Genomic DNA, 23,006 nt, shown 5'->3' on the forward strand with positions numbered 1-23,006 from the left:
AAGCTGAGCCGTCTTTTTACAAATGTTAAAAAATCACTTCTTGGCCCTGATACGGCTGAGGGTTACTTGCGTGACTCCCAAATAATTGGAAAGGTCACCCAGACTGATCCGTTGCAGGAGCTGCCCCTCATTCGCTACAAAGTGGTTGTAGCGGGCGGTAGCGTTATCTTCCAGCATTTCACTCACCCTTTTCATCATATTTGCCGCCGCCATCGACACCAGTCTCCTGAAAAAAGTCTCCACACAGTGGTGTTTGGCACAAAGCTGCTCCAGGTCAGGCTTGCTGATACAGGTAATCCTCGTTTTTTCCAATGCCAGCATTCCATAATTCGATGGCATTTCGGACACAAAGCTGTCGAGCACGGTAAGCATGGAATACTCGGCGAAGAAGCGCATGACGAATTCTTTGTCTTCGCTGGTGAAGAATGTTTTGGTTAGTCCTTCGTCGACAAAGCACAGGTGACGGCATACCTCTCCCCGTTTCAAAATGAAGTCATTTTTTTCAATTGTCCGGCTCGTTAGTTTCTCCAGCAAATCGTCGGACGCTTCTTTATCGAGTGGGGAAAGCCTGTTGCAAAAGCTCAAAAAATCGATCATAGCTGTTCCGATGTTTGTGCTGAGCGTCACCAGCTCAGGGTAGGGTATTCACTATCCGGCATACATCAGGAATATAGCTATAAATAGGGAGACTTCACATTGTTTTCACCAGTAACCCAATGCCCACGCATTATGGAAGTTAGCCGAACCCCATTCGAACCAGAACCTGATACCTAAGCAAGGGGAAATTTGTAAAAAATAATGGTCAAATGTGGATCTGTAGATTGCTGCTACCAGATGGATTGGTGTTGCCGGGCACAACAAACCCAATCCACAAATTTGGCCTTCTTCCCTCCCTCCTCTTTAGTTTTTTCAATCAACTAAAAGTGCTGAAAATCAGTTTAATACCTTCTAAATGTTTTTGACTATGACTGTTCATTTATGTTATTTTGCACCTACTATCTCCTAACCGTTGGCTCATTCAAGAACATTTTCGAAGCCGTCTGGTTTATGATATATCATTAAAAACTTGTATTATAAAGTGATCTTCTGACACGGGTAAGCTATGACTTTTGATCAGAAGAGACTTCGATCTATCCGACCTTAGTTCAATCAATGCCTCCTTTTAGATGTTTCATTTTGTTGTGCCTTTCCTTGTGCATCAGCAGCATAAGCCTAAGCCAGCTATCCACGACCGATAGCCTTGAGCAGGTATTGACGAGGTCAAAAAATGAAGTGAAAGTTGACATCCTTAATCAGCTCACCTACGAGTTCATCACTGTCGATAATGAGAAGGTACAACAATATAATCGGCAGGCGATTGAGTTAAGCAAGAAGATTGCCTATCGTAAGGGAGAAGCCGTAGCCTATACGTACAAAGGTGTTAATGAATACCTCTCCGGCTTTCTTGCTCCCGCCCATGTTCACTTACACAAGGGCCTTCGGCTGTCGGAGCAGATCGGAGACAGGAAAAATACAGGCTATTCGTTTCTCCAGCTTGGCAATCTGTCGCTGGAAGAAGTTGCCACTGATTCAGCTTTGTATTTCTTCAATAAAGCCCTTTTCTTTTTTAGCGATGAGTCAGATCCTGCCACCCTTTCGAAAATTTACCGTAATATGAGTGCTGCCTACGGGCAACAGCACAAAATTGACCAGCAGCAAACATACCTCGACAGCGCCATTGCCATACGCAGGAGACTGCCTAAAAAAGCATTGCTGATTGAAGCCCTTCTGCTAAAGGCGAATAACAACATCAGGAACAATAATGCAGGTGCCGCAGACAGCATCCTTTCAGATGCGGAAAAGATTGCAGCCAGTGCCAATGAGTATGAAGAAAGCCGTTACGACATCCTCCATATCAAAGGGTTGATCTTGTTTAAAAAGAGCAACGTGGACGACGCAATGGTACTCATGGATTCCGCTAGTAGCTATTTTTTGGAAAAGTCACTCATCCGCAAATATGTCACCCTGCAAATGGACGTCAGTCTTGAATTTGCCCATAGAGCTGAATACGAACTGGCCCTTGATCATTTGTATCCTGCCCTTGAACTCTGCAAGCTGCGTGGGTTCAATGCAGAAGTTCGCAGCATTATCACCACCATGGGATGGATTCACTATCGGTTGGGTGATTTCCCTCAAGCCGTTGTGCTGGCCGATGAAGTCATAGCTCTGCAAACTGACACCCAACTGAAAGCAGAAATCGGCACGGCTTTTCTACTTAAGGGCGCTACGCTAACAGAATTAGGCAGGTTTGACGAGGCACAAAACAATCTGGACTCAGCTTTCAATGTTTTTCAGGCAGTTGACGCCAAAAGGGGCAGCAGCGATGCCATGATGTATTTGGGCTATCTCAGGGTGAAGCAAAAGATGTATGAAGAAGCCCTTGTGTATTATGGCAGGAGTCTTGAGCTGGCGGATGAAGCCCAGTCAGACTACAGTCTCGCACAAGTTAATTGGGGCATGGCAGATGCTTATTTTAAGCTAAAAAAATTCAAAGAATCGGATCACTTTCTCAACAAGGCCGAATACTATTGCGGTTTGACAGAAGCCAATGAGATATTGATTATGTGTTTCAACACCCGGCGGGATCTGCTGGCGGCTCAGGGGCAATTCGAAGCCTCTCTGGCCTACTCCATGAAAGCCAGTCAGTTAAAGGATTCGCTGCACAAATCTGATATAAGCAGGAAGTTCGCCAACCTTGAAAAAATGCATCAGATCGATCAGCGAGATAGGGATATCCAGGCATTGCAACAAGAAAAGCTGTTGGCTGACAATCAGATTGCCCTACAGAAATCGAAGCTGGATCAGCAGTTTCTGCTTCTGATCGTGGGACTCGCCGGCCTCGCATTGCTTAGCTTTGTGGCCGTTGCCTACTATCGTTTCTATAGAAGAATCAAGGCATTGCACTTCACTATTGTGGAAAAAAACCAGCGCATTCAGGTGCAGTCGGAAGAGCTGGCCGCTAACAACGAAAGGATCAGCGAGCTTAACCGGGGTCTCGAACAGCTAGTGGAAGAAAAAACAAACGAGCTTGTGAAAACGAACCAGGAGCTTGTTAAATATAACAATGAGCTGGTGCAGTTTTCGTATACCGTCTCTCACCATATTCGTGGGCCAGTGGCCCGGTTGCTCGGCTTGTCCGATTTAGCAAGCAGACAGCAGAATGACACAAGTTCAAAGGAGCTGATCGGCCTAATGGGCACCACGGCAGAAGACCTGGATCAAATCATTAAAGACTTAGGGCAGCTCCTGGACCTAAGAACAACACCCAGTCATTACCGTGAGCCTGTCGATCTGAAAAAGGAGTGGCAGGAGAGTATTCGGTCGTTGAAAGAAAGCCTCACAGGGAATGAGACAATTGAAAGCGATTTTTCGACGCTGCCAGAGATATTCACTGTTCAGTCTATGATTCAAAGCATTTTTCATAATCTGCTTAGCAACGCTATCAAGTACCAGTCGTGGGACAGAAGCCTGGTGGTAAAAGCAAAAAGTTGGGAAGTAGACGCCAGTGCAGTCATACAAATTACCGACAATGGGCTGGGATTTGACGCTGAGCTTTACAAAAAACAGCTATTTAAGCTCTACAAGCGATTTCACACACACGTGGCGGGGCGTGGGATAGGCCTTTACCTCGTAAAAGCACAGCTTGATATATTACACGGTTCGATAGAAGTTGAGTCAGCGCCCAATGAAGGTACTTCTGTTACAATCACAATTCCGCTGGAAAGCAAGAAACAAGTGCTTGCCAATAAGCTATTTGACCCCTCCGAAAACTGATCTAATGAGTAAGGGGATCAACAGTATTTTATTACCTGATTCATCAGTCTTTCCTAAGCAACAAGGCAGATGCGGGAGCAGCAAAGCAAACCTCAAAAAAATACCCGCTGGTGAAGATTCAAAATCCACAAGCCAGCGGGTATTCTGTATGAGTAGAAAACGCAGCCTATTTTAACGGTACTGACGCTTTCAGTTTCTCCCATGCGATGGTAAAGCTATCTCCGGCCACCGCATAAGAAAGCGACTCCTGCATATCGGCTGCCGTCGGTGTAGTCTTTACTATAAAAACATCACTCTCTGGCTTTCTGGTACTGGTGCCGTCTCTGTTAATACCCCATTGCCCCACTTCTTTGTTGAATATCACTTGCCAATCTTTTTCGTTCGGAATGATGTAGATGCTGTACTTGCCTTTGGCAAGTTTGTTACCACCTACCATGATGTCTTTGTCGGTTTCAAAGGTGGTAGCATTATTGGCTCCTGCTCGCCAAACCTTGCCGTAGGGCACAAGTCCACCCCAAATCTCTCTGCCATTTGCAGAAGGGCTGCTGTACTCTATGGTAATGTTTGCATCGCCAACCTTTCCATTGGCGGTCATTTTGGGGCTTTTTGGCTGCGCCTGGGCATAAACAAGTGCAGCAAAAACAAAAAGGACTGAAAGTCCGAAAACTCTAATTGAAGTACTTTTCATGGTGGATAAGTTATGAGTAAACTGGAAATAATTGTAACCGGTTGGTTCCAAAGGGAAGATACGATAATTACGAGAAATATCTTAACCAAAACGCTACAACCTATGCTCCAATAAGCTCAGCCCGAGCTTCCGGTTATGGACAGGCAACTCCTCACTATCGGGCGTAATATAGTTCTCGACGAAGGTGAAGCCGAATCCCTGATAGTAGTTGACAATGGTAGGGTTGTTTGCCCAGGTGTCCATTCTTACAGCGCTAAGACCTTTGTGCCTGGCATGGCTCTTCGCCCAATCCCCAATGTGGCCAAAGAGCCTTTGTCCTTTAAAAACAGGGTTCACCACAATACGGTGCAGATACACAGCATCACCCTGATCCATGGCTCTCCAAATGAGCTTGTCAGAATAGGCCACACTAAACACAATAAGTAGATCGGCTCCGGCAACCACCTTGTACTGATTGCCTTGCTCAATGTCTCTGATGATCGCTCCCTTGTCGTAGTTGCGCCAGACCGGATAACCTTTTGCTTCCTGATACCTGATTGATTCGTCGAACAGGTGGTAAATCAGGTTCAGGTCGGACAGTTGTGTGTTAACTATTTTCATCTCTTACTAAAACGTAGGATAAGTTAAGCATTATCCGGCATTTCAACACCTACCTTCCATTCTGGGAAATTGCCATTTCAGTGACTTCAATGAATATTTTCCACCAGAATGGTATAAAACAAAAAAACCAACCAGCACTTGCCAGTTGGTTTTAACTTTCCCGTGTTAAACGCCAATTAGTCTAATACTTTCTCAAGCTTGGACACCCAACCATCTACCGGATCAAACAATAGCTTCTTGGTGCCTGTAGCTTCTTTGGTGTATTCAAGCTGAATAGTGCCTGACGCTACCGGGTCAATATTTGCTCCGTCTTTATAAGCCCAAATAGTGACTTTGAGGTCGTAAACATCTCCCACTTTCAGTTTCTCCTGATTTTTTCTCAAAAGTTCGAGGAAGGCGTAGTCAGCAGAATTTGAAGAATTGTCGACGGTGACCCTTGGAAACAAGAAGTAAAAGATTCCCTTGTCTTTGTCTATCTGTGGAATGTTCTCAGAGAACACTGAACTGGTCTTTCTCAGCACTTCTCTATCGGTAGTTTCACCAAGCATTTCGTAAGTAATGTTGAACCAGGCACCTGGGTGCGACACTTCCAGTGGCATTTCAAAATAAGGCTTATAAGCCACCGTTGAACCAAGTTCCGCTTTGGTGATAAAGTTGGCGACCTTTTCTACCGGCTCATTTTCTCTCTGGTTGCGCAGGTAGTTGGTTCCCTTGGCGAACGCTATTTTGCCTACATAGCCACCATAAGACTCAAACTTCATCAGGTTCTTCTTGATTTTCTCGCTCTCTTCAGCCTTCAGGCTACCAATCAGCATGTCCAATTTGGCCTGGGCGGTTTCCACATCCCAGGTATCAAAACTGGCTTTGTCTTTGGCGTAAACATCCACCACTGTGCGGGTGGCGTCGAGGCCAACAGGCCCGTCGTTATAGCTGCGGTCAGACTTGATCTGTGCTATCACGCCCGGGTCGACTTCCACCAGCTCAACATAACCGGAGGCACTTGCTGAGATCCAGAAGTAAAACAGCTTCACCTGGTGCTTGGTATAGTAGTTTTCTTTCAAATCGAGCTTCAACTGTGGTTCATCACCTTTCTTCTCGAAGTAGTGAAGCTTATTCACCATTTTGCCGCCTTCTTCTTTCACAAACCGAAGGCCATAAGCCTTGCCATCACTCAAACCGAAGTACTCACCCGTGACGCCCATGGCATCGGTTTCATCGTTGAATGCCGTAAATGATCCACCTCCGCCGCCTTTGCCGCCCTTCCCTTTGCCCACTTTACCTGCCAGTGCACCAGCCAGTTGGGAGTGCGCTTCTTGTGCACTGAAAAGGACAAAGACGCCCAGCAGTGCCATTGATAGAATTAACTTTTTCATGTTGGTTCTTATTTATTGGTTATTAAAAATTCAGATTTACTGATGCGATTTTTGTGTCGGTGTAACCGTCTGCACCTGGGTTTCCATCGTTGCCTTTAATGCCGGTGTTGTAGTAAGGCGGGCCTCCATTGCCACCCTTCCCCCCCTGATTGTTGATAGTGATGTTAAATGATGCCACTGAGGGATCTTTGATGATGGTAACACTGCCTCCGCTGCCGCCATTGCCACCATTACCGCCAGCGGTTTCACTTTGGCGACCTTTGCTGCCGTTCATTCCCTGACCTCCTTTGGCGTTTACTATGAGCGGCGTATCAGGTGTTAGCTTATAGTGGGCGACGGTTTTGGCCTTGGTGGTATTGTAGATTTCGATCTTGTTGAGGCTGGCACCTGTTTTCTTGTGCCGTACTGCCTGCACTTTGATCACCAGGTCGTCGCCATTGCCGGCATGCTGCCCATCGACTCCCTGAAAAACGGTCATATGCTGATGACGTTCGTTGCCCCAGAAACCATTTTGGCTCACCTGAACGCTCACATCATTGGTCGTATTGATGGCCAGTGACGCTTTTAACGACGGATGGTAGACGGAAGTAATCTGGAGCAAAACAACATCGTCGGTTAGTGATGAAGCGTCCACATCCACCCGTACCTCGTCGATGGTATTACTGCAGCCTTTGTGCGCCAGCTCGAAGTCTTCCCAGGGTATTTTTCCTCCCAGGTTGGGTGTCTTGAGCGTTGAGCCATCCTTCAGCGTTGCAACGACACCGTATTTGATGGCTTCACTAAAGTGGGCCACTTTTGCAGGTTGCGATGTAAGTTGAATGTCAATTTTGGCAACAACTTTTTCTTCCAGCGAATTTGCTTTGCGCTCTGCTTCCGCCAGCTCAGCTTTCTCGGCTTTCACATTGTCCCTGGCGCTGGTTTGGTTTTTAAAGGTGGCTGTGGCGTAGGCAGCTACCAGCTTGTTGATGGCTCCTGGATCCAGGTTAAAATTGCCCCCTTCTTTTACCAGCACATATTTGGTGGTAGCTTCCTGCTTGCCATTCCACTCGTAGTAAACGCCATAGTCATTGAGAAACGAAAGCCTGAGGTCTTTGAAGGCAAAGTAGGCAGGATAGCCAGGCACATCCGGAGTAAAGGGCTCATCGAGAATGCCCGACCGTTTTACCAGCACCTCACTTACGTTGCCGCCCTGTTTGGTGATAACTACCGGCCATGGCTTCCCAACTTTCTCAAACTTCCCTTTTTCACCCAGCTTATAAACCGTGTAGTTGCCGGATTCAAAACCATTCAAAATCGTGTTTTGACTTTCCTGTGCCCGGGCGGCAGAAAAGACCAGGAAGAAGAGCAGAATTACTGAGGCTTTTGCAATTGTTGTTTTCCGTTCCATATTCTTTGTTTAGATGTCGGTGACTAAACAAAGATGCTTTCGTTCCGGAGTGGATTTTCAAGCGAACTTCCAAAGGGCTGGTTTGAATTTCCGAAGCCGGAGAATGGAAAGATTAAGGAATGGCAGGCAGGAGAGGTAAGTACAAAAAGAGAGGCAATCAGCTTCCCTGTATTACCTCGAAAAACTCGTCTTTCTTGTCCTTGGAGATGCCGACGGTCTTTTGATTATCCATGATGATGTAGCCACCATCCTGATTCACGTATTGTTTGATATGCTTCAGATTAATGAGGTAAGAGCGGTGCGGTCGATAAAACTCTGCGGCTTCTTTTAACACGTCAATGAAAAACTTCATCGGCTTGCTAACCAGGATGTCTCCGCTACTTTGGGTAGAAACTTTGGTATACATTCTGTCTGCTTCCAGCATGACTATGTCGTCGAATTCAACAAAGATGACACCATTGGACACAGGAAGCCCCACTTTACGAACACTGGAAGCCTTGAAGGTATTTTTAAGCTCTTCCAGCCTCTCACTCACTCTCGATTTACCAATTTGGGTAATGGCTTTTTTTACCGCTCCTTCAACCTGCTCGTCCCGGAGCGGCTTCAGCAAGTAGCTGATGGCGTTAAGTTCAAAAGCTTTGATGGCATGCTCACTATAGGCTGTAGTGAAAATAATCTCAAAAGTGATTTGCTCCCGGGTGAAAAAATCCAGCAATTGAATACCTGAGTACCCTGGCATTTCTATGTCCAGAAAAACAATATCAGGCTTGAACTGATTGATGAGGCTTACTCCTTTTGGCAGACTGTCGGCGTCTTCTATTTCGTTGATCTGAGGGCAATTTTCTTCCAGCAAAATCCGCAAGAGATTTCTGGCTTTCTGCTCATCATCGATAATTACTGCCCGCATACACTTTTTTTCCTAAAACTATGGGGTATTTCAGTTTCACTCTGATCAAGTTTCCCAATGCCGATTTTCAACTTCCTAACTGGCGAATTCCAATATGGGAATACTTAGCACCACTTTTGTTCCGATTGCTTCGCCGTTCTTGTTATGAAGATCATGCACCGTCTCTCCTATCGGCCGATTTTTATTGTTGAAGTTCAGCAATTCCAGCCGGTTTTTGGTTGCACTCATACCAAACGATTGATGATCGGGATTCCTAAGAATATTAATCTCCCCCGATTTTTTCCTGCCAATTCCATTGTCCACAATTTCACATTCCAATAGCTGATGATCGGGATGGTAGTGAAAAGAGACAGACAACTCACGATCAGTGTTTTTGTGAAGCAAGCCATGCTTGATGGCGTTTTCCACGTAGGGCTGAATGAGAAAAGTGGGAATTGTAATAAGTCCCGGATCGAGATGCTCGTCAACTTGTATCCGGTAGGAAAGTGTATCCTCGAAACGCAGCTTTTCAAGCTCCAGATAGAGATTCAATGCCTCGATTTCCTCAGCAACAGTGATTTGCCTGATCTGGCTGTGATGAAGGTAAATGCGCATCAGGTCAGCAAATTTCCCGAGGAACTTTCCTGCAAGTTTTTTCTCATTCATCATGATATATTCCTGAATGGAATTGAGGGCATTGAATATGAAGTGGGGGTTCATTTGCGAACGCAGCGCTTTGAGCTCTGAGGCCCTGTATTGCTGCTCCAGGGTCAGTCGCTTTCTGGTTTCCTCCAGCTCCATATTAGTCAGCGCCTGCTGCTGCTTTATTTGGCGTTGCCTGTAAATCAACACAGCGCCTCCTGTCAACAGTATGATTAAAATAGCCAGCCCCCCCAAAAAATACCTTTGCTGAGATAGCTGGAGGGCTTGCACTTCAGCAGTTTGTGTCAGCCTCGCAACCTCCTGCTCTTTGATATTGGCTTCCAATCTCGCTTGTAGGGACGACAGGCTCGCAGAGTTCCTTCCGCTGACTATAGAGTCATACTTGGTCTTGTACAGCTCATACGCCTGTAATGCCTGATTAAACTCTCCCTTCGATTTGTGAATCAGGTACTTAAGCCGGTGATGATCGATACCAGTTGGGCGAAGTGTTGCTCCCTCAGTCATGCGAAGCATAGCAGAGTCGTAAACACCTAGTTTTTCGTAGGCAAAGCCCTCGTTGAGTATTTGATAATAGAGAGAACGCTGCGGAAAGTTGTATTTCTCAATATACCTGCGAGCTTCTTTGGCCATTTGTATGCCTTTGCGGTATTGGCCCTGCCGGATGATGGGCGCAGTGACAATGTCCACCATGGTGGCATACCCGTAGTTGTAACCAGCTTTACGGGCTATTTCCATGCCCAACTCACCGTAGTATACTGACGAGTCGAGGTCGACAGAAATGCCCCCGTTATAAATCCTACAGAGGGCGTAGCAAACTCTTACCTGCAGCTCAGCATCATTAGCAGCTGTTGCTCCTGCTAAAGCAAGTGCATAATACCGGGCGCAGTTTTCAAGATCATTGTTCTGCCTTAATACAGACGCTATATCGGCGTATGCCTCGGGCAAAAGCTCGGTCAGGTCATTGTCTTTTATTTGCTGGCGGGCAATGTAGAAGTTCTCCAAAGCCTTGTCGTACTGCTGATTGAAGAATAATATGCGGCCCGTAGCCATAATGTATCCAACCCGCATCCGTGGAGAGGCACTTTCATCCAATTTAACCTGCTGAAGCAGGCTGTCAGCACTGTCGTAGCGGTTGAAAAGCATATAGGCGTTGACACGAGTCAGCAACACTTCGTTCACCAACTCTTTGTTCTCTCCGGCCAACGCCGTCAGCTGATGAGAATAGAACTGCAAAGAGTCGAGGTTCTCCGTCCGATAATAATTGACTATTTCCTCCATGGCTTGCCCGTTGCCGGGGTTTTGCCTGTACGCCAAAAGCAGGCTGTCTATGGCGACTGCGTTTTGAGCGTTTGCTCCGAAACAAACCAACAAGCAAATAGAAACTACCCAAGCTCTTTTCATTGCTGTAATATAGATGCTCTGGAGAAGCGGAACAACACTAAGGCTTCGAGGGGTGCGTCGGCAAAAGCAGGGCGCTATAACAAAAACTTTTTACTCCTCTCCCACATGCATCTTATAGAACTTCCAGGCCTCCCTCGCCACCTCACGACCCAGCTTTAACCCTTCAATATTGTCGGATTGGATATGATAGCCGCCGAGCACCCTTGAAATGCCAGCCATTTCAGCCGTTTGGGTGAATGTTGGGAATCGCAAAGTTACGGTATCACCCAGGTTGTCGGGTTCTGTCATGGCACCCGCCACCAAAACCGACTCGGAGCCAAATTCGTCGCTCCCTGTCCATAGCTTCAACGCTTCAGCACATCCCCCACTGATGGTGCTGTGGCCCGATACATAACTGGGAAACGGCGGACAAAGAAAGGTTTCAGGAGAATAAGGCCGCCATTGATTGCCTGTCATTTCAATCATCCCTTTTCCCTCACCGCCCCAGGCTTTGATCTTTTGGTCATCGTAGTACTGATGCACCAACGCATAGGGTCTTGCATAATCGTAGAACATCTTTGAATCCCATGAAGCAATAAAGGCGTCCATGGCTACAACCTGATTGTAGAAGTACATCTTCACATCCTGGTCAAGGGTGTGGTTGTCCCGCACAGAAACGTCCTGAGCAAACTTCAGCCAATGGCCTGCTTGTTGCACCGACTGCGGACCGTCCCGCATAAATTCCACAAGAGCCTTTTGCTCGTCGGTAAGGTTGGCCTGCATCTCAATCACCTCCCACACCTCTTTTTCCAGTTGTTCGGATCCTACCATAGGTGGTGGTCCCGGGCGAAACTGATCTCCTGACTTCAGCGCCACTGGCTTTACTTTGTCCCAAAAGGGTGTGAGGCAGCCAGGCGCATACTTCCCTCCTTTGCCGTCGGAAAAATATTTGGGTTGCCAGCGATTCGGATCCACATTCTTATCAACCGGGTTCACCGGCGCATAGCCTGTGTAGTCGAAATAGGGCTGCCCACCGGATCCCTCTTCCTCCGCATATTGGTTGGCACCGTCGCCTTTTCGTGCATCGATCACTGCTTTGGCAGCCAGGTTGCCTATTCCCTCTGGCGTGCTAGCATCAAGCGACTCGTTATCTGGATCAAACCCCAATTCCTCCATGAAATCCCGAAACATGGGCTCGTCGGAAAAATAATATTCATTCATTGCCCGGAAAGCGGCGTAGCTGATAGCAATCTCTTTGTTTTTAAGGGTTTGTTCATCGGCGGGTCTTCGCTCAACGCCGGAAAGATAAACAGGCGTTGCTTTTTCATCGTACCTGGACCAAGCGTCAAAAACCGACACGAAGATCAATCCGAGGTAACGGGAGGTAATGGTAGGACGTGGCTTGAACTTCTCGGTGTCATTGGCGGTAGCTTTTAAGGCCATTTCGCCCCATTTGTAGGCAATATTGTCGGTGCCAATCGGCTCCGGGTGTTGGTTTGAGGATGTTTGATTGTTTTGTTGACAACCGAGTATAAGTGCTATGAACAGGAAGAGGGTAGGAAATCTTTTCATGACTGATGGTCAGCGCCTACCGGCCAATGGTGATAATGCTCAATTAGCCAGGCAGAAGCTTCAATACATTTTGAGTGGGTATAGACCGGCATTTTATCGAATTTAGATCGAAATGCAAAGAAATAATAGACCGGGACCGTTCTCGAAACTTTATTTTTATAAAATAACGCTGTCGACCAGCGCTTAAAGCTTTTTATTCGTCGGGCTCGATGTGTATCAGTACTTGGGCAATTTCTGGTATTTGCTTCTTGAGTGCTGATTTAAGTTTGTGCGATATGTCGTGACCCTCGGTAACAGTAATTTTACCATCTACAGCAGCGTGCAGATCCACATAATATTGCATACCGGCTTTTCTGACAAAACATTTTTCTGTATCAATAACTCCATCAACTGTTTTGGCCACTTCTCTTATCTCAGCGACGACGTCATCGTACATGTGTTCGTCCATGATTTCTCCTAATGCCGGTCGGAAAATGAGGTAACTGTTGTATAAAATAAAGCCAGAGGCCAGGAGTGCGGCCCAGTCGTCGGCCGTTTCATAACCCTCTCCAAAATAAATAGCAATGGAAATGCCAATGAACGCCATAATGGAGGTGATCGCATCACTGCGATGATGCCAGGCATCGGCTTTCAGCGACGAGCTGTTAGTTTCTCTTCCCCGCTTCATCACAATTTGGTAGGAGATCTCTTTCCAAAGGATAATGGCTCCCAATACAAAAAGCGTCCACGTTTTTGGCGTTTTGTGAGGAGTGAAGATATGTTGGATGCTCTCATAGGCAATCACCGTGGCGGAGGTGACCAAAAAAGCAACAACAATAAAAGTAATAAGGGGTTCTATCCTGCCATGGCCATAGGGGTGATTGTCATCGGCTGGCCGTTTGGCGTATTTAAGGCCAAGAAGCACGAGAAACGACGAAAAGATGTCCGTTGTCGACTCAATAGCATCGGCAATCAGCGCATAAGAATTGCCAAAAAATCCTGCCAAACCTTTAAGCAGCGCCAGGCAGGTATTGCCCACAATGCTGAAATAGGTGGTTCGTATGGCTTTATCCTCATTTGTCATCAGGTACTTTGTTTACCACAACTATGAAAAACTAGGAATGGCCGAGCAATCTAGTGGATTTTTAATGCTACGAAAAGTGTTTGTTCTGCATTAGCCTTAACTTTAAAACATGCAACGCTCAGGCCACGCCGATCTTCCCCTTCACTATGGCACAGTTCCTCGCTGGCTGGCGGAGCGTATGTCTCTGTTAGGCGGTGCCATAGTAGAAGCCATTGTGCTGGAGTATGGTAAAGCAGAGGTGATCAAGCGGCTGAGCGATCCTGCCTGGTTTCAGTCGCTGGGCTGTGTGATGGGCATGGACTGGCATTCCTCAGGAATCACTACCTCTGTAATGGGCGCTTTGAAGTCGTCGATTAACCCGATTTCAAAAGAGCTTGGCATCTACATCTGCGGAGGGCGGGGTAAACACAGCCGCAATACACCCAACGAGCTCAGAGCCATTGCCGACAAAACAGGGCTCAATGGGGCTGAGCTGGTACGTAGCAGCCGACTTTCCGCCAAAGTGGACAACACAGCCATTCAGGATGGATTCCAGATTTATCTTCACTCTTTCGTCCTGACAGACACAGGAGAATGGTCTGCTATCCAGCAGGGAATGAATGATAAAACAGGCTATGCAAGAAGGTACCACTGGCATTCTTCGGAGCTAAAAAGCTTTACCGAGGAGCCACACACCTTCATTTACGGACGAAATCAAGGACAGATACTTAACCTCACACATAAAGAGGCTTATACGTCAAAGGACGGGATCATTGCTATTTCAAAGGAAAATCCTGATAAGATGCTTGCCGAGATCAAAAAGATCAGGCTTCCCTCCCATCATGATGTGCAAGCGAAGGATGTCGACCTTAAACGACTGGGTGCTGTGTTGGTGCTGGCGCAGGAGTTGCCTACACATGATTTTGAAAACCTGCTGCTTCTTGAGGGCCTCGGTCCACGTACGCTCCAATCGTTAACTCTGGTGAGCGAGGTAATCCTTGGCACCCCTTCCCGCTTCAGCGACCCTGCCAGGTTTAGTTTCGCTCATGGTGGAAAAGACGGGCATCCTTTCCCTGTGCCGACTAAGATATACGACGAGAGCATTGACGTGCTGAGAAACTCCATAGAAAAGGCGAAGCTGGGCCAGAGCGATAAGCTCAAGGCGTTGAATTCGCTGGCGAAGGCAGCCCAGGCAATAGAAACAGACTTTGAACCAACAGGCAGTCTTGACGAGGTGATTAAGCAGGAGAGAGAGAATAGCTGGCGCTACGGAGGTAGAACGGTGAAGGGAAAAGCAAAACCACCGAAGGGCTTAAGGGGTGGACAGCTGGGACTGTTTGAGTGAATGGCCTGGCGTTGTTGTTTTCAAACAGTGACCTCGAAGTCAAATACACCGTTTATTATGCTATCTTGCATATAAATTGATGTACTATGAGAACAACTCTGGATTTACCCAATGGGCTAATCGATAAAGCCATGAAGATATCCGGCGCAAAAACCAAAAGTCAACTGGTGACGGAAGCCCTGGAGGAGATGATTAATCGAAACCAAAGGTTAAAGCTCATATCATTTAAAGGGAAAATTGACCTTGACATTGACCTCGATCAGCTGCGGGAACGAGAATGAGACAGAGTGCCAAAATATTAGTCGATAGCTCTATCTGGATTGACTTCTTCAGGCTGGGAAATTACGAAAGGCTGGAAACGTATATACGGGAAGACCTAGTATGCACAAATGAACTCATTTTAACAGAACTTCTTCCACCCCTGGAGAAATTAAAGCAAACGGACGTAATCAATAGTCTGCATGCTATCCCCTTAGTTGAGTTGGATATTGATTGGTCTCTGATAAGAAAATATCAGGCACTGAATATCAGCAACGGCGTAAACAAAGTGGGGATACCCGAGCTGATCATTGTTCAGCAAGTTATTGAGAACAATTTGACGCTATTGAGCAAAGACAAACACTTCGGGCTTATGCAACATTACCTTTCGTTCGATCTGATTGGGTGACGGGCTTTGCCGAAAAATTAATTTTTTCGCCACGAGGTAGACGAAGTTTTAAAGTTGAAGGCAGCACTCAACTCTTGCCCTTATCTTTTTACCCAAAAACTGCAACCCAATTCTTATTTAACCGTCTAACAATCTATTAAATATACATTTAGGGTTTTTATGTCTTTCTATTTTATATACATTTAGGACATTAAAGGCAAATGTTATGAATAATTATCAATTGGGCGAGTTTGAGGAAGTTGTATTGTTGACTGTGGCCATCCTGAATGATGACGCCTATGGTGTCAACATCAAGCAGGAAATTGAAATGCGAATGAAACGCAAAGTTAGCACGGGTGCTATGCAAACGGCCCTTCGCAGAATGGAAGCCAAGGGCTACCTGGCCTCCGAGTTTGGCGAAGCGACCGCAGTAAGAGGCGGCAAGAGAAAGCGCTACTTTAAGATTACCCCTTTTGGTGTAAAAGCCCTGGAGCATTATAGAGAAACAAGAATGAGCCTCTGGGATGCGATACCCGGCGCTGTACTTGATTTGAAGATCAGTGGAAGATAGGAAAACAAAATACTACCCACCCAGCTGGGCTACCAAATGGTTTCTTTGGTTCTGTCATGCCGACTTTGCCGAGGATATACTTGGTGACCTGGAAGAGGAGTATCAATTCCATGAACCGGCAGTGAGTAAGCTAATGGCCGACTTTTGGTTTGTGAGGCAGGTGGCTGGTATGATGCGGCCCTCATTGATCAAGCCGTTTCTCCCCTTTTTGAAACTCAACAATAAATTGGATATGATTAAGAATTACATCAAAATCGGACTGCGCAACCTCACCAAATACAAGGTGAGTACCGCTATCAACCTGCTTGGGCTTTCCACCGGCATGGCTGCTTTTATCCTCATCGCCTTGTTTGTAAAAGACGAGCTCAGCTACGACCGCAACCATGAACATGCGGACGAGATTTTCAGAATAACGATTAAGAACTTCTCTGGCGACGGTGAGACACTGTCCCGTCATTGGGCATTTGCTTCGGCTGGTCATGGCCCTCGCATTAAGGAGGACTTCCCACAGGTGACTCATGCGACACGTTTCTTTCCCTGGGCTTTCCCGGACGTTATTTATGAAGATAAAAGGCTGCCAGGCGAGCAGGTTGTGTTTGCCGATCCCGACGTTTTTGATATTTTCACCTTCCCTTTTTTGCAGGGAAACAAGGAGTCAGCCTTCACCAACGAGACTTCTATGGTTATCTCCGAAGATGCTGCCATCAGAATCTTTGGCAATGACTGGAGAGAGCAGGACATTGTTGGCAAGAGCGTGAAAATTGAAGCAAGAGGTGCGGGATTGTCACTCCAAATCACGGGTGTGATGGAGAATATGCCCCGTCAGCAGCACTTTCATTTCGACTACCTGGCTCCATTCGCCATTTATGAAAACGTCGTCAACAACCCTGACGTGACGAACAATGTAACAGGTAACTACAACTATCTGACCTACGTGCGGCTCAGCGATGCCGCCGGTGCTCCAGCCGTGGAAGCAGGTGGGTCTGCTTTTTTTGACAAGCACATTGCCGATATTCGAGGAGTAAAAGCCCATAACTATTATGGACTGGTGCTGCAACCCCTCACCGACATTCACCTCACCTCTAATATTTCGGGGGAAATAGAAAACAATGGCAGCATGTCGCAGGTAGTGATATTCTCTGTGATCGGTATGCTGCTCATCGTGGTGGCTTGTATAAACTATATGAACCTGGCTACTTCACGGTATACCCGAAGGATGAAGGAAATCGGCGTTCGTAAATCAATTGGCGCTTCAAGAGGCTCGCTGATCAGCCAGTTTCTTACTGAGTCGGTGATACTCACATTGATTTCGTTTCCTCTTGCAGTTGGCCTGGCCACCATCGCCTTGCCATCGGTGAATGACTTTATGGACAAGCAGCTCACCATCAATTTTCTTCAGGACTTTCAGCTATTTTTGACTGTGTTCGGTTTGTTGGCTCTGGTTGCCTTGCTGGCCGGCATTTATCCTGCCGTTTACCTTTCGGGGCTGGATACTATCCGGTCGCTCAAGGGGGAATCAACGTTCAAAACAGGAAAGGTAAACTTTCGCACAGTACTGGTTACATTCCAGTATGTGGTTACGATCGCTATTATCTTCTCGCTGGCGGTTCTCAATGCGCAAATGGGATTTATATTCAACTCTGATCCTGGTTTCGACAAAGAAAGTGTGCTGGATGTTTCGCTATCGAATGATATATATCCCAAAAAGGAGGCTTTCCGAAATGAGCTGCTTGCCAATCAGAACATCACCCACGCCACCTTTGTGTCCCGGATTCCGACAGGTAACCTGCTCGACTCTCAGGGAGCCAGCATCTTTCTCGGTGATTCGCTTACACCGGTGAATTTCAGACTTCCTTACATCGTTGCCGATGAAAATTTCATCACCACTTACGGAATAGAAATGGCCGCCGGCAATGACTTTGAAAGGTATATGGACTCCGATTCCATTGGTTATTTTATCGTCAATGAGGCAGCAGTAAAGGCAATGGGTCTTGCCAGTGCAGAAGAAGCCATCAACCGTTCGATGAACTACGGTGGCACTGACGGGAAAATCATCGGCGTCATGAAGGACTTCCATTTTGAATCGCTTCACAGCGAAATAGGCCCCATGATCATGGTGAAGAATGATAATTACCGCAGGATTTCTCTAAAAATAAACCCGGTAAACCTTTCAGAAACAATAGCTTTTGTGGAGCAGACCTGGGCCAAATTTGACCAGAAGAACACCATCAACTACAATTTTGTAGACGAGTCGTTCGAAAACCAGTATCAGGGAGAGGAAAGGCTGAGCACTATGTTCAAAGCATTTGCTGTGCTGGCTGTGTTGATTAGCTGCCTGGGAATGCTGGGAATGGTCACATTCATCGTCGAGCGCAAAACGAAAGAGATTGGTATCAGAAAGGTGTTGGGAGCAAAATCGCCACATATCGTTTGGCTAGTGAGCCAAAATTTCATCTGGCTTATCAGCGTGGCGGCACTGGTGGCATTGCCCATTGGCTACTACTTCATGAGCGACTGGCTTGACACGTTCGCCTATCAGGTAACTATTTCTCCTGTCCTTTTTGTGGTTCCTATTGTAGCGGTAATTATGATCACCTTACTCACCATACTCTACAGAACCATCAAAGCGGTGTATATCAACCCGGTGAAGTATTTAAGGAGTGAATAAAGAGGCTTTCTAAGTCAATAAAAAAGAGGCTGCCATCTCCAGCCTCTTTTTTATTGTCACGACAAGTTATTCATCAAATAAGGCTGTTCGCTTACTCCCCTATCAAATTAACCCCTCTCAAATCTGCTCTTCCGCTCTTCAAAAAAGCATAGGTCAACTTGTCCACCTGGCAGTCAATAAACTGGATCTGCTTCAATTTCTTGTTATTCTTAAAAAAAGTGTTCACCAGGGTTGCACGCTGAAATGTCACTTTTGTAAATGTGCAGCTTTCAAAAAAACAACCGTCTATTTTGCCTTCAAAAACCAAGTCAGCAAGCTGACTGCCAATAAATGAGGTGCGGTTCCACACAACATTGGCAATTTTATTGTTCCCGAAACCACCCGATTTAAACTCCACACCAGTAAAATCGGCACCAGTAAAGTCGCCGCTTTCGATATAACTTTTTAAAAATTCAACTTCATTTAGCGAGCAGTATCTGAATATATTGTTGGTCAAGTGAGAACGTTGAATGTGGCTGTTAGTAATGTCAGAATTTGAAAAGTCACAGTCACTCACATTGTTGCTATTGAGAAGAAGTCCTGACAAATTTGAACCGACAAACAGACAGCGTTGTATGTTGGATGCGCTGAATTTCTCTTGCAGATTTTTGAGACCGGAAAAGTCAACATCCAGCCAGTTCCCATGCGACATATCCCAATTAAGACTTTTTCTTGCGCTGGTGCCTGATTCTCCATTCAGTACGTTCTGTTTTTCTGATGCAGATTTGTCTCCATTTGTGCCGCTAGTAGAGAAGCTTTCTGAAAAATAATTGAGGTCAACTCCTACTATTTTGGCAAGCTTGTCAAGAGTAATAATATCCGGGATAGATTCTCCCCGTTCCCATTTGCCAACTGCCTGCGGGCTAATAAAGAGCTGCTGCGCCAACTGCGCCTGAGAGACATTGAGTTTCTTCCTTGCATCGGCAATTTTGCTACCAATCATCTTTGTTTCCATATGTGTCATCTTTATTGTTTTCGACACGACAAAGGTATTTCAACTCATTTCCTGGATCATCAATAAACTCGATCCTTATAGTTGTAATTACGCTAATTTTGGTTGCTTTTTGACAACTGCTGGTTGTATTTGCAGCAATATATGTAATCAGACGCTGCAAACGTATTGACGTATAGTAGTCCCCTAGGGACGATATGCCGGTAACACCAGCCAACTAAAACAGACTTACTGCGAGTGCCGTAGGTACGGCATATCTAAAACCTTTGCGGTTTGCTTCAGCCAACCTGTGCCTTTGCCTGAGTACCCGAGAGTTACAAATACTTCACAAACGCTACTCCAACTCCCCAGGCTTCATACGATGGATTATGGGCTCCCAAACCTTGTCCGTTTGATACGTGCAACCATTTTGAAGTCAAATTGACACCGTATGTACTATTGACACGGTAATGAATCGCTCCTCCCATTCTCCACATGAAATTATAGATGTCGCCCCCGTGAGGAAATTTACTTGAGTAAAAAATCAACCCACCCCCAAAATCAGGAGAAAATGAAAATCTATTATAAACGAAAGGCTCAAAACGTACCTGGAAAGCCGGACCGATCCCTGCAGCATTGTTATGATAGGTAATATTGTTAAAGTTGTCGTCCCATTGAACGATGGTTCCCCAAGCATAAGTAGTCGTGACACCTCCATATACTGAAAACCGGATTTTTTCGAAGAACTCTCTTCCAACAAATAGATTAGCTGTCACTGTTTGAATACTCCGGTTGTTATGAGTAGGCGTTAAATATTCTATGCCTGATTCAAATTTTACTCCTGCTTTTTTATTCCCTGGGCCACTATCAGTAGCATCTAAACTATCGAGGCTTTTGATTTGCCCATTGCAGTCAATAGACATGAAAAGTGGGAAAAGAAAAACGGTCAACCATTTCGTCACGGAAATTACTGCTTTCAAATGAATAGGTTTGCTTGGAGGGACGCTATGAGGTATTCCTGTCTTCATTTTATTGGCGCTTGTCACAGCCTTGTTTTGTGCTCCTGCTCAGTACTTTCTGCTATTGGTTGGATTAACTACTCTGGGCTAACGGTAGCCGGATTCAAATCGCTCCGCTACTTTGCGCAATATCGATGGCGTCCATTCGTGAAATTCCCCGTATCGACGCATCCGGCGCAATGGGTTTTGTCATTTACTGATAGTCCTTGATCATCTGCTCGGTCTTCGCTATTTCTTCGGATATTCTATTGAGTAACTCTTCACTTGTCATTTGTACTGGTCTTTTTTCACAGCTCGGTTAGTTGCTTCATGCTGACAATATTTGAATTGATAATTCCCATAGCTCTATTGTACCATATTCTACCTTAAAAAAAGAAAGTATTTCAACAAATAGCTATTTATTCGGGGTGTTACTCAGCAGGCTACTACTGTACTAAGCAGTCTTACAGAGGACTTTTGTGGGGCGATCAAGCATTTTCAATCAATGCACTATACGCCGACTTCGCTTGAGCGTTGGTTGCATTTATTGATCAGCTGCACTTTCCATTGGTAACCCGGATAGATAGCGTCAAGAGACTGTCTGGCCGACTTTCCTTCCTGACAGGTTTTGATGGTGATGGCAACCACTCCTGCATTGATGGTTCCAGAAACCAGTTCGGCATCGTAACCATTGGCCGCAATTTGCCAGGCGGATGCGGGAGAGTCCAGAAAATACAACCGGGTTGGATAACAGGCATCTGCTAGCTCGCAATAACCAAAACCATCATAGGCAATGATGCCGGGCCCATCGGCGGTAAAAGAAATCAGAATGGCAATTTTATCACTATTGCTGCCGTCGGGGTATCCACAACTGAAGGACACGCCGGTAATAACAGGTGCCGTGGAAATACCTTCGCCACAATCAATTACCTTCAGATGACTGGCTACGTCCCACTCAATGGGGTCAATGTAATCTTCGGTATAAGTAAAACGGGCAGTAAAATCCTGGTCAGCGTCAACATTACTCGTAAACACTGCCATATACTGTCCATCTATCCATTGCAAAGATCCAGTCACATCAGCATTGTCGACCACGTGAAGGCTCATGTTCTGAAAAGCTGGCGTAAGCGTGCTCTCCTTTAGAGGCAGCATAGCTGGGAAGTTCCCGAATTCGGTCATATAGCTATTCCAAACCTCGGTAAGTATGTTGTAGGCCAGTACAAAATTTCGATACAGGCTCACCTCCGAATTGAGGTCGGAAGGCTGCAAATTGCGCATTCGCAGGTTCACATTTACCTTGCGTAGCTGGCCATTTTCAAAAATCTCCTGCGCTGTCCGCTGAAATTCAGCAATTAAGCTTTTCTGAACAGCCACCATGCTGTCGTCAAAAAGGTCGAGCACCGCCTGTACGGCAATTTCTTTCTGTTTAATAATCTGGTTACGAAAAATAGCGATGCCTAATGTAGCTCCGGCAGTGGCCCACAGTTTGGTACCCACCACACCGCCTGGTATGAGAGCCCCCAATTCTACAAGCACAAGGGCCGGGCCGCCGACCATAGCACCAATCTTGGCCAGCGCAAAAGTTAAAGTGAGGAGTTTCTGCCTGGTTGCGGCATCTACCATCGCCCGTCCTCCGCTTGAACCTTCGGCCAACTGAAGTTCAGCCAGAGACGCCTCAATTTCATCAAAAAGGTGGCGGTTGACAGCAATAAAGCTGGCTGCTTCTTTTATTTCCCCAGCAGTAGCCTGATGCAACATTTGTAGTGTTTCGGCCTGTGCCTGCCGCACGGCCTTTAAAGTGACGTCAGCGGCTTCTCTGCTTTTGGTGCCTGCCTTTACCTGGGCATCAAGGGAAGCCTCGAGTTGGCTAAAATTGGCCTGCTTCACAAATTCATCAAGGTATACGGCCGGTTCAGCTACTTCCGTCGCAGCAATTACGTTTAGCTGCAGGTCAAGCAATTTACCTTCGATGGTAGCTTGCAGGCTAAATGTTCCAGCCGTATTCGGCACCATGGCAACAAGCAGAGTGTCATTAGCCCTCCCAACTGTTATGTCTTCCCGGCCAAATTGACCATTGTAATGAGCTTGTGAGAGCTTTGTATCTTTGACAAAGATCGAAATTAATTCAAATGCCTGCACATCTGTTTTTAGTGTATATGCGTCTAGTCCGGGTAAGACCTCATCCGGTGTTAAAAGGTGGCAGGAGGATAACCCAAGTAGAAAATAACTTGTCAGTACTGTCGAGGTAAGGAACCTGGTTTTCATAGGTGAAAGCAAAACGAATGGGTAGCCCTGATTCGGCATTCGCTGGATCGAATATGATCATTAATTCCCGAGAGCAAAGTGTTACGAATCAATTATTTTTGAAGTGATCACTGAGGCCCTTCCAACCGAGATTGGTATA

18 protein-coding genes are annotated in these 23,006 nt (G+C 46.2%); 6 read left to right on the forward strand and 12 right to left on the reverse strand.

Annotated features, from left to right (window positions below; all coding sequences use genetic code 11):
• Positions 1-33: 33 nt before the first annotated feature.
• Entirely contained in the window at positions 34-597 is a 564-nt protein-coding gene (locus AAC052_RS03520) for a Crp/Fnr family transcriptional regulator (RefSeq protein WP_339810970.1), read from the reverse strand.
• Between the two features lie 555 nt (positions 598-1,152).
• Between AAC052_RS03520 and AAC052_RS03525 the strand changes: the two genes are divergently transcribed.
• Positions 1,153-3,813 carry a tetratricopeptide repeat-containing sensor histidine kinase gene (locus AAC052_RS03525; protein ID WP_339810972.1) on the forward strand — a complete coding sequence of 887 codons (2,661 nt, stop codon included), beginning with the start codon at positions 1,153-1,155 and terminating at the stop codon, positions 3,811-3,813.
• Positions 3,814-3,979: 166 nt separating this feature from the next.
• Here AAC052_RS03525 and AAC052_RS03530 read toward each other — a convergent pair whose 3' ends face one another.
• The 8 genes from AAC052_RS03530 to AAC052_RS03565 form a co-directional block, all read right to left on the reverse strand.
• Positions 3,980-4,501: a DUF2911 domain-containing protein gene (locus AAC052_RS03530; protein ID WP_317491653.1), complete on the reverse strand. Its 522-nt coding sequence runs from the start codon at positions 4,499-4,501 to the stop codon at positions 3,980-3,982.
• Between the two features lie 93 nt (positions 4,502-4,594).
• Complete coding sequence (locus AAC052_RS03535) at positions 4,595-5,101, reverse strand: GNAT family N-acetyltransferase (protein ID WP_339810975.1); 507 nt, start codon at positions 5,099-5,101, stop codon at positions 4,595-4,597.
• Positions 5,102-5,277: 176 nt separating this feature from the next.
• Positions 5,278-6,474: a hypothetical protein gene (locus AAC052_RS03540; RefSeq protein ID WP_339810978.1), complete on the reverse strand. Its 1,197-nt coding sequence runs from the start codon at positions 6,472-6,474 to the stop codon at positions 5,278-5,280.
• A gap of 22 nt (positions 6,475-6,496) precedes the next feature.
• Entirely contained in the window at positions 6,497-7,861 is a 1,365-nt protein-coding gene (locus AAC052_RS03545) for a hypothetical protein (protein WP_339810980.1), read from the reverse strand.
• Between the two features lie 157 nt (positions 7,862-8,018).
• A complete protein-coding gene (locus AAC052_RS03550; protein ID WP_317491649.1) occupies positions 8,019-8,768 on the reverse strand; it encodes a LytTR family DNA-binding domain-containing protein in 750 nt (249 codons plus the stop codon).
• A gap of 75 nt (positions 8,769-8,843) precedes the next feature.
• Positions 8,844-10,811, reverse strand: coding sequence for a histidine kinase (locus AAC052_RS03555; RefSeq protein ID WP_339810982.1), 1,968 nt, complete (start codon positions 10,809-10,811; stop codon positions 8,844-8,846).
• Between the two features lie 90 nt (positions 10,812-10,901).
• A complete protein-coding gene (locus AAC052_RS03560; protein ID WP_339810985.1) occupies positions 10,902-12,362 on the reverse strand; it encodes a vanadium-dependent haloperoxidase in 1,461 nt (486 codons plus the stop codon).
• 193 nt (positions 12,363-12,555) lie between these two features.
• On the reverse strand, positions 12,556-13,425 hold the full coding sequence (locus AAC052_RS03565) for a cation diffusion facilitator family transporter (RefSeq protein ID WP_339810988.1): 870 nt from the start codon (positions 13,423-13,425) through the stop codon (positions 12,556-12,558).
• Positions 13,426-13,534: 109 nt separating this feature from the next.
• Here AAC052_RS03565 and AAC052_RS03570 point away from each other — a divergent pair, with 109 nt between their 5' ends.
• From AAC052_RS03570 to AAC052_RS03590, 5 genes are all read left to right on the forward strand, one after another.
• A complete protein-coding gene (locus AAC052_RS03570) occupies positions 13,535-14,749 on the forward strand; it encodes a DUF763 domain-containing protein (protein WP_339810990.1) in 1,215 nt (404 codons plus the stop codon).
• Between the two features lie 86 nt (positions 14,750-14,835).
• Complete coding sequence (locus AAC052_RS03575; RefSeq protein ID WP_317491644.1) at positions 14,836-15,030, forward strand: type II toxin-antitoxin system VapB family antitoxin; 195 nt, start codon at positions 14,836-14,838, stop codon at positions 15,028-15,030.
• Complete coding sequence (locus AAC052_RS03580; protein WP_339810992.1) at positions 15,027-15,416, forward strand: PIN domain-containing protein; 390 nt, start codon at positions 15,027-15,029, stop codon at positions 15,414-15,416. The genes AAC052_RS03575 and AAC052_RS03580 overlap by 4 nt, the downstream gene beginning before the upstream one ends.
• Before the next feature lie 205 nt (positions 15,417-15,621).
• Positions 15,622-15,966: a helix-turn-helix transcriptional regulator gene (locus AAC052_RS03585; protein WP_317491642.1), complete on the forward strand. Its 345-nt coding sequence runs from the start codon at positions 15,622-15,624 to the stop codon at positions 15,964-15,966.
• Entirely contained in the window at positions 15,956-18,634 is a 2,679-nt protein-coding gene (locus tag AAC052_RS03590; protein ID WP_339810994.1) for an FtsX-like permease family protein, read from the forward strand. Before AAC052_RS03585 ends, AAC052_RS03590 begins: the two co-directional genes overlap by 11 nt.
• A 91-nt stretch (positions 18,635-18,725) precedes the next feature.
• Here AAC052_RS03590 and AAC052_RS03595 read toward each other — a convergent pair whose 3' ends face one another.
• From AAC052_RS03595 to AAC052_RS03605, 3 genes are all read right to left on the reverse strand, one after another.
• Positions 18,726-19,628, reverse strand: a complete 903-nt coding sequence (locus AAC052_RS03595) for a pentapeptide repeat-containing protein (RefSeq protein ID WP_339810996.1) — start codon at positions 19,626-19,628, stop codon at positions 18,726-18,728.
• A gap of 311 nt (positions 19,629-19,939) precedes the next feature.
• The gene (locus AAC052_RS03600) at positions 19,940-20,632 is read right to left on the reverse strand and encodes a hypothetical protein (protein ID WP_339810999.1); all 693 of its coding nucleotides are present in this window, start codon (positions 20,630-20,632) and stop codon (positions 19,940-19,942) included.
• A gap of 480 nt (positions 20,633-21,112) precedes the next feature.
• On the reverse strand, positions 21,113-22,867 hold the full coding sequence (locus AAC052_RS03605; protein ID WP_339811001.1) for a hypothetical protein: 1,755 nt from the start codon (positions 22,865-22,867) through the stop codon (positions 21,113-21,115).
• Between the last annotated feature and the right edge of the window lie 139 nt (positions 22,868-23,006).

The sequence above is a fragment of the uncultured Imperialibacter sp. genome (genome assembly GCF_963974565.1).
Classification (GTDB): domain Bacteria; phylum Bacteroidota; class Bacteroidia; order Cytophagales; family Cyclobacteriaceae; genus Imperialibacter; species Imperialibacter roseus.